This window comes from Microbacterium sp. K2 (genome assembly GCF_051365005.1).
GTDB lineage: Bacteria > Actinomycetota > Actinomycetes > Actinomycetales > Microbacteriaceae > Microbacterium > Microbacterium foliorum_B.
In genome coordinates, this window is sequence record NZ_JBLWII010000001.1 from 704,652 (window position 1) to 716,614 (window position 11,963).

Annotated in this window: 12 protein-coding genes and 1 tRNA gene; 8 read left to right on the plus strand and 5 right to left on the minus strand. The window is 66.6% G+C overall.

The window, feature by feature from the left end; genetic code table 11:
* Positions 1-19 precede the first annotated feature (19 nt).
* Complete coding sequence (locus ACLKOY_RS03610) at positions 20-517, minus strand: DUF427 domain-containing protein (protein ID WP_436452454.1); 498 nt, start codon at positions 515-517, stop codon at positions 20-22.
* Positions 518-553: 36 nt separating this feature from the next.
* Here ACLKOY_RS03610 and ACLKOY_RS03615 point away from each other — a divergent pair, with 36 nt between their 5' ends.
* On the plus strand, positions 554-1,147 hold the full coding sequence (locus tag ACLKOY_RS03615; protein ID WP_436452455.1) for an LON peptidase substrate-binding domain-containing protein: 594 nt from the start codon (positions 554-556) through the stop codon (positions 1,145-1,147).
* Positions 1,148-1,158: 11 nt separating this feature from the next.
* Here the strand turns inward: ACLKOY_RS03615 and ACLKOY_RS03620 are convergent, their stop codons facing one another.
* Positions 1,159-2,163, minus strand: a complete 1,005-nt coding sequence (locus tag ACLKOY_RS03620; RefSeq protein ID WP_436452456.1) for a TerC/Alx family metal homeostasis membrane protein — start codon at positions 2,161-2,163, stop codon at positions 1,159-1,161.
* Between the two features lie 181 nt (positions 2,164-2,344).
* On the opposite strand from ACLKOY_RS03620, the gene ACLKOY_RS03625 reads away from it, so the two are divergent.
* The 3 genes from ACLKOY_RS03625 to ACLKOY_RS03635 are packed head-to-tail and all read left to right on the plus strand — an operon-like array spanning position 2,345 to position 4,713.
* On the plus strand, positions 2,345-2,986 hold the full coding sequence (locus tag ACLKOY_RS03625) for a TIGR00645 family protein (RefSeq protein WP_436452457.1): 642 nt from the start codon (positions 2,345-2,347) through the stop codon (positions 2,984-2,986).
* 60 nt (positions 2,987-3,046) lie between these two features.
* Entirely contained in the window at positions 3,047-3,604 is a 558-nt protein-coding gene (locus ACLKOY_RS03630) for an RNA polymerase sigma factor (RefSeq protein WP_140036912.1), read from the plus strand.
* Positions 3,601-4,713: a DUF4349 domain-containing protein gene (locus ACLKOY_RS03635; protein ID WP_436452458.1), complete on the plus strand. Its 1,113-nt coding sequence runs from the start codon at positions 3,601-3,603 to the stop codon at positions 4,711-4,713. Before ACLKOY_RS03630 ends, ACLKOY_RS03635 begins: the two co-directional genes overlap by 4 nt.
* 96 nt (positions 4,714-4,809) lie before the next feature.
* Here ACLKOY_RS03635 and ACLKOY_RS03640 read toward each other — a convergent pair.
* Positions 4,810-4,882 (minus strand) — tRNA-Glu (locus tag ACLKOY_RS03640).
* Between the two features lie 153 nt (positions 4,883-5,035).
* Here ACLKOY_RS03640 and ACLKOY_RS03645 point away from each other — a divergent pair.
* Both ACLKOY_RS03645 and ACLKOY_RS03650 read left to right on the plus strand, forming a co-directional pair.
* Positions 5,036-5,674: an MBL fold metallo-hydrolase gene (locus ACLKOY_RS03645; RefSeq protein ID WP_436452459.1), complete on the plus strand. Its 639-nt coding sequence runs from the start codon at positions 5,036-5,038 to the stop codon at positions 5,672-5,674.
* 2 nt (positions 5,675-5,676) lie between these two features.
* Positions 5,677-6,555 carry an aminoglycoside phosphotransferase family protein gene (locus tag ACLKOY_RS03650; protein WP_436452460.1) on the plus strand — a complete coding sequence of 293 codons (879 nt, stop codon included), beginning with the start codon at positions 5,677-5,679 and terminating at the stop codon, positions 6,553-6,555.
* 226 nt (positions 6,556-6,781) lie between these two features.
* On the opposite strand, the gene ACLKOY_RS03655 is transcribed toward ACLKOY_RS03650, so the two are convergent.
* Together ACLKOY_RS03655 and pepN are read right to left on the minus strand one after the other, a co-directional pair.
* A complete protein-coding gene (locus tag ACLKOY_RS03655) occupies positions 6,782-7,816 on the minus strand; it encodes an SMI1/KNR4 family protein (protein ID WP_436452461.1) in 1,035 nt (344 codons plus the stop codon).
* 238 nt (positions 7,817-8,054) lie between these two features.
* Complete coding sequence (pepN, locus tag ACLKOY_RS03660; RefSeq protein ID WP_436452462.1) at positions 8,055-10,538, minus strand: aminopeptidase N; 2,484 nt, start codon at positions 10,536-10,538, stop codon at positions 8,055-8,057.
* Between the two features lie 82 nt (positions 10,539-10,620).
* Between pepN and ACLKOY_RS03665 the strand changes: the two genes are divergently transcribed.
* Entirely contained in the window at positions 10,621-11,067 is a 447-nt protein-coding gene (locus tag ACLKOY_RS03665; protein ID WP_436452463.1) for a MarR family winged helix-turn-helix transcriptional regulator, read from the plus strand.
* A 35-nt stretch (positions 11,068-11,102) separates the two neighbouring features.
* On the plus strand, positions 11,103-11,960 hold the full coding sequence (locus ACLKOY_RS03670) for a 3-hydroxyacyl-CoA dehydrogenase (RefSeq protein ID WP_436452464.1): 858 nt from the start codon (positions 11,103-11,105) through the stop codon (positions 11,958-11,960).
* Positions 11,961-11,963: the final 3 nt, after the last annotated feature.

Here is an 11,963-nt window from a genome sequence, read left to right on the forward strand (position 1 = left end):
GGGGGGGGTGAAGCCGGTGTCACCAGCCCATGGATCCCGGCACACCCTTGAACGGGCCGAAGACGGACGACGTCACCCAGCCGCCGTAGAACCCGCCAGGCTGTGGCGCGACGACCTCATCGCCGACGGTGCACTCGTCCATCGGCCCCGCGTACACGGCCACCCGGGTGCTCAGCACCTCGAAACCGGGCGACGGATGCGGGTAGTTCCATGCCGCGCCCGCGGCCACCAGGCCTCCGCCACGCACGTCGAGATAGCGCGCCGAGCCCTTGAACTCGCAGAACGATGAGCCGGAGGCCTCCGAGAGCGCGCCCTCGATGAAGTCGGTGATCGGCAGGTAGTACACCGGCGGGTGACTGGTCTCGAGCACCCGCACGGCATTCCGCGTATCGGCGATGAGATCGCCGCCGAGACGGATCGTGATGCGCTCGGGCACCTGCTCGACCCTCGGTGGGCGCGGATAGTCCCACACGGATTCCTGTCCGGGCGACGGAGCGATGGGCTGAGGTCTGCGCATCTGTTCACTGTACGTCGCGCGGTGTTGACTGGGGGCATGGCTGAAATACCGATGTTCCCGCTCGGGTCGGTTCTCTTTCCCTACACACCGCTGCCGCTCCGCGTCTTCGAGCCGAGGTACCTCACGATGATCGGGCATCTGCTCGACGACGACGACCCGCAGTTCGGCGTCGTGCTCATCGAGCGCGGTCACGAGGTGGGAGGCGGCGATCGGCGCAGCAGGTTCGGCACGATGGCCCGGCTGGTGAGCGTAGCGGCCGACGCCGAGGTGCTGCACACCCTCGCGGTCGGCACCGCCCGCTTCACGGTCGATCAGTGGCTCGACGACGCGCCCTATCCCCGCGCAGAGGTCACGCAGCTGCCTCAGCTGACGTGGCACGACGCCCTCACCCCCTTGCGCACCGAGGCCGAGACGATCGTGCGTCGGGTCCTCGCGCGCGTGGACTCGCCGTGGGACGCCGACACCGAACTGTCAGACGACCCGCTCGCCGCGGCCTGGCAGCTCGCCGCGATCGCACCGCTGGGCGAGTACGACCAGTACGCCCTGCTGCAGTCCAACTCACTCGGCGCCCTGCTGGGTCAGGTCATCGATCTCACCCTCGAAGCGGAGCTCCTCTGGTCAGCCGAGTGAGCGGGCTGGGGTCACTCGACGTTCAGCGCCTTCTTCGCCGCCGACTTCTCGCGCGAGGATGCGATGAGACTGGCGACCGTCGCAACGGTCATCGACACGACGATGACTCCCAGCGACACCATGTTGTCGATGTCGGGCACCCACTCGACGTGCTCGCCGCCGTTGATGAAGGGCAGCTCGTTCTCGTGCAGCGCGTGCAGGATCAGCTTGATGCCGATGAAGCCGAGGATCACGGCGATGCCGTAGTGCAGATAGCGCAGGCGATCGAGCAGGTCGCCGAGCAGGAAGTAGAGCTGACGCAGCCCCATGAGCGCGAAGATGTTCGCGGCGAAGACGAGGAACCCGTTGGTGGTGATCTCGAAGATCGCGGGGATCGAGTCGATCGCGAAGATCAGGTCGGTCACGCCGATCGTGATGAAGACGATCACCATCGGGGTCCACATGCGCTTGCCGTCGACGGTCGTGCGCAGCTTCGACCCGTCGTACGTCTCACTGATGTCGATTCGGCGCCGCAGCAGGCGCACGATGAAGTTCTCCTTCTTCACATCGTCTTCGTGCTCGCCCTCGGGCATCGCCTGCTTGATCGCGGTGTAGATCAGGAACGCGCCGAAGACGTAGAAGATCGGCGAGAAGTTCTCGACGATCGCCACTCCGACGAGGATGAATGCGCCGCGCAGGACGAGCGCGATGATGATGCCGACCATCAGCACCTGCTGCTGCAGGCGTCGCGGCACGGCGAACTGAGCCATGATCAGCACGAAGACGAACAGGTTGTCGATGGACAGGCTGTACTCGAGTGCCCAGCCGGTGATGAAGTCACCCGCGTTGCGCCAACCGGACACGCTCCCGAGGAGCACAGCGAAGAGCAGCGCGAGGGCGACGTAGAACACGACCCACAGCGTCGACTCCTTGGTCGAGGGGATGTGGGGACGGAGACGGATCAGAAGCAGGTCGCCGATCAGGATGATCGTGAGGACGATCATCGAGGTGATCTCGAACCAGACGGGGATTTCCAAGGGCGTACAGCACCTTTCGGAGGGTAGGGAGAACGCCGAAAGTCTCTCCCACGCACAGAGTGCGCCGCACGACCGGAGCAGCGATGACGGTGCTCGTGATGACGGTGGGTGCGCTTGCGGGATACTCCCTCTCGCGTCAGCAATGTTAGCGGAGCGACGGGCCCGTGGTGGAATAGTCGACGTGACCTCGACCTCGCACCCAGACACCGCCCCGAACGGCATCCCTCCCCTCGCCCCTCGGTCTCAGAATTCCTGGGCTCGGGCGATCGGATCCCTCATCTTCGTCAGCCGCTGGCTGCAGGCCCCGCTGTATCTCGGGCTGATCGTCGCGCAGCTCGTCTACGTGATCGTCTTCATGGTCGAGCTGTGGCATCTCATCGAGGGCGTCATCCACGACATCACGCACCTCGACGAAGCGGTGATCATGCTGGCCGTGCTCGGTCTGATCGATGTCGTGATGATCGCCAACCTGCTCATCATGGTGATCATCGGCGGCTATGAGACGTTCGTCTCGCGCATCAACGTCGACGGTCACCCCGACCAGCCCGAGTGGCTCTCGCACGTCAACGCCAACGTCCTCAAGGTGAAGCTGGCGATGGCGATCATCGGAATCTCATCGATCCACCTGCTCAAGACCTTCATCGAGGTCGGAGGCATGAGCGAGAACGGGATCAGCACGGACGGCGAGAAGTACACCCCCATCGGCGTGCTCTGGCAGGTCGTCATCCACATGGTGTTCATCGTCTCGGCTGTCGCACTCGCCTGGATCGACCGCATGTCTCAGCAGACGCTCGCGAAGGCGCACGCGCAGCCCGCACACTGATCTGAGACGATGGGGCATCCTTCGACACTTCCCAGGTGAGAGACACCGAACGGAATCGGGATGCCAGTGCAGACGAGTGATCAGAGAGTGGCGGCGCAGGCCGCGGCAGGTGACGAGAGCGCCTTCCGTGAGCTGTACCGCTCATACGTCCGCCCGGTCTACTGGATCGCGCACGGCATGCTCGGCTCGCCCGCCGATGCCGAGGACGTGACGCAGGAGACCTTCGTCACGGCATGGCGGAAACTGCCGGGGTTCGAGCTGCAGGGAGACTCGATCCTCCCGTGGCTCGCGACGATCTGCCGCTTCCAGGCCTCGAACCGCCTTCGTCAGCGCCGGCGCGACCAGGCCCACACGACGGATGCGGTGGATGAGGCTCTGCCCTCGACGATCAGCGTCGAGGAGCAGGTGATCACCGCAGACCTCGCGGAGCGGATCGCCGCCGAGGTCGGCACTCTGAGCGACCTCGACCGCGCGATCTTCCGCCTGTGCGCCGCCGAGGGCTATGCCTACCAGGCCGCGGCCGAGGAGCTCGGCGTGAGCCATGCGATCGTTCGGAACCGTCTCTCCCGAGTCCGCACCCGACTACGCGGTGCCGTGAAGGAAGCGAGCGACGCATGAACGACAAGCCCAGCACCGAGCAGCTGCCCGAGCTCACCGATGCGGCAGTGGCCCGCATCGAGACAGCCGTGTTCGACGACATCGCCGCCGAACGACTACGTCAGGCGCCACCCGCGGCCGGGGCTCGAAATCGCCGGCGTCGGTGGCTGACCGGCGCGGGGATCGCAGCCGCGTTCGTCATCGGCGTCCTCGTCACTCCCCCGATCCTCACCGCGGTGGGCGGTTCGGCGACGAGCACGGCCGAGGGCGGAGACATGGTCGTCACGGAGGAGTCCCGCTCGGGCGCCACCGAGCAGGGCGCACCGTCGACTGCGACGGACACGGCCGAGTCTGCGCCGATGGCCGATGATTCCGCAGTGGCTGATCGTGAGATCATCGCGACCGCCACCGCGACGGTGGAGGTCAAGGACATCGCGGATGCTGCTGACGCGATCGGCGCACTGGCCGAGTCGCGCGGCGGCTACGTCGAAAGCACCGAGGTCGGCAGGAACATGGCCGTCGACGACACCTCCGCCCGCGCGCCTGCGCCGGCGGACTCGAGCTACGGCTGGATCAGCATCCGAGTGCCTTCGGCGGATCTCCCCGCGGTCATCGATGAACTGGCCGAATCGGGAGATGTGGTCTCGTCGTCGATCTCGAAGCAGGATGTGACCTCGACCGCGATCGACCTGCGCGCTCGCATCGACGCAACCCGGGCATCCGTCGAGCGACTCAGCGAGCTGATGTCGCAGACGGGCACCGTCGCGGAGCTCATCGAGGCGGAGGTCGCGCTCACGGAACGCCAGGGACAGCTCGAGGCGTACGAGCAGCAGCTCGCATCGCTCGAGGACCAGGTCGCGATGTCGAGTCTCACGGTTCAGCTGACTCGCACCGCCGCCGCGACCACCGCCGACCCTGCCGGGTTCTCCGACGGGCTCCTCGCCGGCTGGAACGGCCTCGTGTCCTCGATGAACGCCCTGGTCATCGCCGTCGGGTTCATCCTGCCGTGGCTCGCTCTGGGCGGCGTGGTGGTGCTGATCGTGTGGATCGTCCGTCGGTCGCGCCGCTCCCGTCGCGCCGCGGCCTCGAGCGCGAGCTCGAACTCGAACTCAAGCTCCAACGTGGACTGACCTCGGTCCGGCTTGCCGCTGAGCGCGGCCAGCCGGACAGAGGGACCACTCGGAAACGACGAAAGCCCTCGGAGAACCGAGGGCTTTCGCTTGTTGTGACCCCAGCGGGATTCGAACCCGCGTTACCGCCGTGAGAGGGCAGCGTACTAGGCCGCTATACGATGGGGCCGTCTGGCGGAACGTTTCCGTGCCGCGACAACTCAACAAGTATGCCATGACGATTCTCGCGCCGCCAAATCGAGCCGAGCCCTCGTCGATTCCCGGGCGTGGCGCGCTGGCTCGGCGGTTTGCCAGAGAGGCTGCGAAGGAGTTGACTCACCTCATGCGCATCACGAAATTCGAACATGCCGCTCTTCGCATCCAGCAGGGCGATGACATCCTCCTGATCGATCCTGGTTCGTTCACCGCTCCCCTGAACGATCTCTCGGGCCTCGTCGCCGTCGTGATCACCCACGAGCACCCCGACCACTGGACGCCCGAGCACCTGGATCGGATCCTCCGCGCCGCCCCCGGCACTCCGATCTACGCTCCTGCCGGCGTCGCCCGTGCGGCCGAGGGCTACGACATCTCAGAGGTCGCTCCGGGAGAGACCGTCGAGGTCGGTGCCTTCACGCTCCGCTTCTTCGGTGGCACGCACGAGGTGATCCACTCGTCGCTGCCCACGGTCGAGAACGTGGGCGTACTGGTCAACGACGCCTTCTACTACCCCGGCGACTCCTACGCGGTTCCAGAGGGAGTCGAGGTCGGCACGCTCGCCGCTCCGCTCGGGGCACCCTGGCTGAAGATCGGCGAGGCCATGGACTACGTCCTCGCGGTGCGCCCTCGTCGGGCTTTCGGCACTCACGACATGACCCTCTCGGTGGCAGGCAAGACGATGCACCGCCAGCGACTGCAGTGGGCGACCGAGCAGGGCGGCGGAGAGTTCTCGGTCCTCGAACCGGGCGACTCGCTCGACATCTGACCGTGGCGGACTCCCCCTCCGCCGAATACTCGCTCGATGAGAGCGGCGTACGAGACCTTCTCCGGCGAACCAGCCCTGATCTCGCCGCCCTGCCGCTCAGGCTGTTCGCCGACGGCTGGGACAACTCGATGTGGAGGCTCGGATCTGAGCTGGTCGTGCGATTGCCACGACGCGAGCTCGCCGTGCCTCTCATAACGAATGAGCAGCGCGCGCTCCGCGCGATCGGTCCGGCGCTGGCGGCCATCGGCGTCCGCACCCCGGTGCCGCTGATCTCCGGTGAACCGAGCGAGCTGTTTCCGCGGCCCTGGTCAGTCGTCCCCTGGATCTCCGGAACGACGGCGCTCGCCTCCTCCCGATCGGACAACGCGGCGTGGGCACCACGACTCGCCGACGCCCTGAGGGTGCTGCACGTCCCCGCCCCCGCGGATGCTCCGCGCAACCCGGTGCGAGGACGCGCCCTGAGCACTCGAGACGACGCGATACGGCCACGACTCGATGCGTTCGGGCAGCGCACGGCGCTGCGCGACGCCTGGGTCGCAGGTCTCGCCGCACCGGCCCGCTCGGAGCAGGTCTGGATCCACGGCGATCTCCACCCCGGCAACATGCTGGTGGAGGACGGCACGCTCGCTGCGCTCATCGACTTCGGCGACGTCACGGTCGGCGACCCCGCCTACGATCTCGCCTCGTCGTGGATGCTCTTCGACGCCCAAGGTCGCGAGGTGTTCCGCAGAGCGACCGGATCTCGGTATGACGATGCCACCTGGGTTCGCGCGAGAGCGTGGGCGGCGTACATCGCCCTGATTCTCCTGACCCAGAGCGACGACCGACCCGAGTACTTCGCCGTGGGGGCGAGCACCGCCGACGAGCTCGACGCGGGGTAATCTCAGCTATGGGACGGGCGCTGAGAGATCTCACCAGGTCCAGATCCCATATATATCGAGCCTCGCGAGTAGGCCCCGCGATGAGCCCGCTCAGCTCTCCGGTGGCTTGCGATAGTGGTCGATGAAGTTGCTTCGCGTCGTCGCGTTTCGCCTGTCTCTCTGGTGGAGGCTGGCGGGGCCGTCCCCTCTGCTTGGGGTGCTTGAGAAACGGCCAGGGAGGTCCAGTTCAGGTGGTCGTCGTGGCGAGCATGCGCAGGATGCGCACGAGTCCGGCCTCGGTATCCGCGGTGTATCGGAAGCCGTCCGGCGTCTCGACGATCGAGCCGTTCTCGACCGACTGATCCCACCAGTCGGCGACAAAGTCGCGCGCCCACCCGCCTGTCGTGAAGCCGAAGCGATCCGCGACAAAAGAAACCGGGAGCATCAGGCGATAGCACGGCACGGAGTAGTCCACGGCATCCGGATCCCCGTCGATGAACTCGTCGCGCGACCGAGCGGTCGTCAGGGTCGAGTGCAAGAGGAACATCGCCGCGTACATCAGGTGGGAGTTCGCGTCGGCGTGCAGAGAGAAGAATCCCTTGTCCGCCACGATCCGGCGAGCGACCTCGCGTACGGCGGCGCCCGCATCTGGGAGGGTTTCGGCGATGGCGTCGATGCCCCGCTGCACGATCGGCGAGAACGATCCCTCGTTCACGATCGCGAGGTACTCGGCCCGCTCCTCCTCCGGATCGGGTTGGAACTCCTCCTCGGACACGAGACCGCGGATGAAGGTCGCGAAGTCCTTCGCGATAGAGGAGACCCGGTATTCGTCCTCCTGGTCGACGACGACCACCGCGGGTTCACCCTGCGGACCGCACTCCCGGTAGTCGAGGGCGAACTCGGAGTGGCCGGCCGTTGGCGTGTCGGCGAAGTAGACCCCGATGTCGGGGTACTCCCACTCTTGTTCCATGAACCTCGATCCCATAGAGCCGAGGAGCGAGTAGTGCGATGTTCGTCCGATCGCGTACAGCCCGGTGACGGCGACGTGGTCCTCCGCCCAGACGTGCACGCCGGTGGTCGGGAAGCAGCTGCGGTCCAGCGTGCCGCCGTTACGGACCGTGCGGCAGAGCTCGATGTATGCCGCGGGGAGGCGGTAGCCGAGCTCCGCCTCGACTTCGGCGATCAGCTCGTCAGACGGTGCCGCCTCGGTATAGCTCTCGAACCCGTAAGCGTGGTCATCGAACAGCCCCGCCAGGTCGTCATCGCTGAAGATGCGATCCATCTCTCCCCCTCGCTCAAGCAGTGTCCTGTCTCACAGGCTAAGCGCTCAACACAGCCGCAAGAAGATGAACCATCCGGTCCGGGGCGGTCCTGAATCAGAGTGACCGACTGGTCCCAGATCAGGTTGACGATCTCACGCGACGCCCTGCCATCGCTTGATCTCCCGCGAAGAGCAGTTTCAGCACTCCCGGCGCATGAACGCGGAGCCGAGGCAGCCGCAGCTCCAGGACGAAGTAGAGCTAGCTCTGCGCAGCTCGAACTCGCAGCGCTCGGGCCAGGTGATCACGCTGCTCGACGACGATCCGGCGCAGCGCAGCGGGCGCCGCGCCGTTCCCGGCAAGCCAGGCATCCACGAGGTCGAGCGTCGGCGACGCGGGGAACAGCCCCACGACCAGGCGCTGAGCGAGCTCGATGCTCCGGGCGCCCCAGGCGTCGCCGATCCTCTCGAAGTATTCGGCGTCGAACCCCGCGATGAGGTCACGGCGCCCGCCTGCGCGGAAGCCCGCGATCACGGCATCCAGATGGTCATTGCTGAGCGTTTCATCGTTCCAGGCTGCGTCCCAGGCTGCGGCTCTCACCGTGGGATCGGGTTGCGAGGCGAGTGCCCTGCGAGCAGCCGTGCGACCGCTTCCGGTGTCGTCGGACTCCAGCTGGGCCGCGACGTCATCGGCGCCCGCGTGACCCGTCGTGACGAGAGACGTGAGCAGCTGCCACCGCAGATCGGGGTCGATCGTGAGACCTTCCGGGGCATCGCCGTGCAGGAGCGCGTCGATGTCGGCCGCGCGCTCGTCATCGAACGCCGATGCCGACGCGAGAGCGCGAGCCCACGAGAGCTGGGCATCGCTGCCGGCATCGGATGCCTGCAGCGCAGCCCACGCCGTCTCCACCCACGCCCGCTGCTCCCCCTGTCGCTCGTGGTCGCTCGCATAGTTCCGGATCGCGAAGAGAGTGTTCGCGAGGATGCCGGCGAGAAGACCGATGTTCGACTCGTGCGGGGCATGCGCGCGCACGATCGAGGTGTATCGCGCCACCGTCAGCTCTCCGTCACGCGTGGCGTTCCAGAGCGACGACCAGACGACGGCCCTCGCGAGGGGATCGTCGATCGAGGACAGCGATTCCTGCACCGTCGTCAGCGATGCGTCGTCGAGCCGCACCTTGGCATAGGTGAGGTCGTCGTCGTTGAGAAGCACGAGATCTGCGACCGGAATGTCGACGGGTGTGCGCTCCTCGTGGATGTCGAGCGCGAGCTGGTCGCGGCGGATCACCCGCCCGTCGACGCGGTGGTAGAGACCGATGCGCAGGCGATGCGAGCGAGGATCACTCTGCACGAGTGCTGCGCTGCCGTCGGTCTCTCGCTCCAGGCGCAGCGTGGAGACCCCTGTCGTCTGCAGCCAGGCCTGCGACCACTCGGTCATGTCGCGGCCGGAGACCGCACTCAGCTGCACGAGGAAGTCGTCGAGGGTCGTGTTGCCGAAGGCGTTCGCGGCGAAGTACCTGCGGGCACCTTCGAAGAACGCGTCGTCGCCGACGAAGGCCACGAGCTGCTTCAGCACCGCGGCACCCTTGGCATAAGTGATGCCGTCGAAGTTCAGCTTCGCCGCCTCGAGGTCGGTGATGTCGGCGACGATCGGGTGCGTCGTCGGCAGCTGGTCCTGCTGGTACGCCCATGCCTTGCGGTTGGCGGCGAACTTGACCCATGCGTCATGGAAGCGCGTCGCCACCGCTGAGGCGTGCGAACCCATGTAGTCGGCGAAGGACTCCTTGAGCCACAGATCGTCCCACCACTTCATCGTCACGAGGTCGCCGAACCACATGTGCGCCATCTCATGCAGGATCGTGTTGGCGCGGGCAGCGCGCTGGGCGTCGGTGGCCGCACCCCTTGAGAGGTACGACTCGGTGAACGTCACGAGCCCCGGGTTCTCCATCGCGCCGAGGTTGTACTCGGGCACGAAGATCTGGTCGTACTTGCCCCAGGGATAGGGGTACGCGAAGGCATCGGTGAAGAAGTCGAGACCCTGGCGCGTGATCTCGAGGATCTCCTCGGATTCCAGATACTGCGAGAGCGACTGCCGCACGAACAGTCCGAGAGCGATGCGCTGATCCCCGCGCTCCCACTCCCCCTCGACTCGGGCGTACGGCCCAGCCGCGACGGAGGTGATGTAGCTCGAGATCGGGAGCGTCGGAGCGAACTCCACACGCTGCACCCCGACTCCCGCGTCGACGCTCGCCGCGACCTGGTTCGAGAGGACCTCCCAGCCCGCAGGGGCATCGACCACGAAGGTGTACGGCGCCTTGATGTCCGGCTGCTCGAAACACGCCATGACGCGGCGCGAGTCGGCCGGTTCGTACTGCGTGTAGAGATAGGTCCGGTCGTCGGCGGGGTCGTGGAAGCGGTGCAGCCCCTCGCCGGACCTGCTGTAGCTTCCGACCGCCTCGACGCGCACCACGTTCGTGTCGACGAGGTCATGCAGCTCGATGCGCGCACCGTCGTAGACCACCTCGCTGTCGACCCCGTTCACGACCACTCTCTCGACGCTCTCACCGATGAAGTCCAGCCAGGTCGACGACGCGGTCGAGGCGAACTCCAGCGTCGTGATCGTGGAGAACCCGCTGCGTGCCCGCTCGGGTGCACCCGTGAGGTCGAGTTCGACGCGGATGCTGCGCACGGAGATGACGGCGGATCGCGCCGCGGTCTCCTCTCGCGAGAGGTTGGCTGTGTCCATGTCTCCATCCTTCCATCTGAGGTCCTCGGAGAAGTCCGCGCGGTGTGTTGCATGACGCAACACTTCGGCGTAGAGTTGCACTGTGCAACAGCAAGAGGATTCACGCGGACGCCGCAGCGACAGCGCCGTCGTCCTGCGATCCCTCGTCGCCATCACGCGCCGCGGCCTCGTCGACGCCCGCGCCGAAGAGCCGAGGCTGTCGATCACCGATCAGTCCATCGTCATGGCGATCGCCGATGAGCCGGGAATCCGCTCGACAGACATCGCCCGCATGTTCCGCCTCAACCGGTCGACCGTGTCGCGCCAGCTCTCGGCGCTCGTCTCTCTCGGCCTCGTGCAGGAGACGCCGTCAGCCTCCGGGCGCGGCCGTCCGCTCGAGCTGACCGCCGAGGGCGAAGAGGCCTTCCGCAACACGATGCGATCGCTCCAGGGCGTGATCGACGCGCATCTCGCGCAGTGGACGGACGCCGAGGTGGAGCGCTTCGCGCATGACCTCCAGCGCTTCGACAGGGGCGACGCCCCGGCTTGACCACGGCCCACAAGGCCATCAGAGGAAGAAGAGAAATGAAGAACATCACTGTTCTCGGCACCGGCGTGCTCGGATCGCAGATCGCGTTCCAGACCGCCTTCCACGGTTTCGACGTCGTCGCCTACGACATCGATCAGCCTGCGCTCGACCGCGCGGCCGAGCGATTCGAGAGTCTCGGCGCGCGCTACGTCGCCGACGGCGTCGAGAACGCCGCAGACGGGGGTGGGCAGGCCGCGATCGGCCGCATCCGCCTCACGTCCGACCTCGCGGAGGCCGCAGCTTCTGCGGACCTCGTCATCGAGGCCGTGCCGGAGAACCTCGAGCTCAAGCAGGGCATCTACCGCTCCCTCGCCGCCGCCGCACCCGCGACGACGATCTTCGCGACGAACTCCTCGACCCTGCTTCCCAGCGCACTCGCTGAGTCGACGGGACGCCCCGACCGTTTCCTCGCTCTGCACTTCGCGAACGAGATCTGGTCGCACAACACCGCGGAGGTCATGGGAACGCCCGCCACCGACCCCGCCGTCTATGACGAGGTCGTCGAGTTCGCGACGAAGATCGGCATGGTCCCGATCCAGATCAAGAAGGAGAAGGCCGGGTACCTGCTGAACTCGCTGCTCGTGCCCTTCCTTCAGGCCGGAGCCGAGCTGCTCGTCGACGGGATCGCCGAACCCGAGGCGATCGATGCGACGTGGCGGATCGGCACCGGCGCCCCGGCCGGCCCGTTCGAGATCTACGACATCGTCGGGCTCACCACCGCATACAACATCTCCCGCATGGGGGGCGAGAAGCAGCAGCGCTTCGCCGAGCTGCTCAAGGAGCACTACATCGACAAGGGCAAGCTGGGCGTGGCGACGGGCGAGGGCTTCTACACCTACCCCCGCGAGAGCTGAATC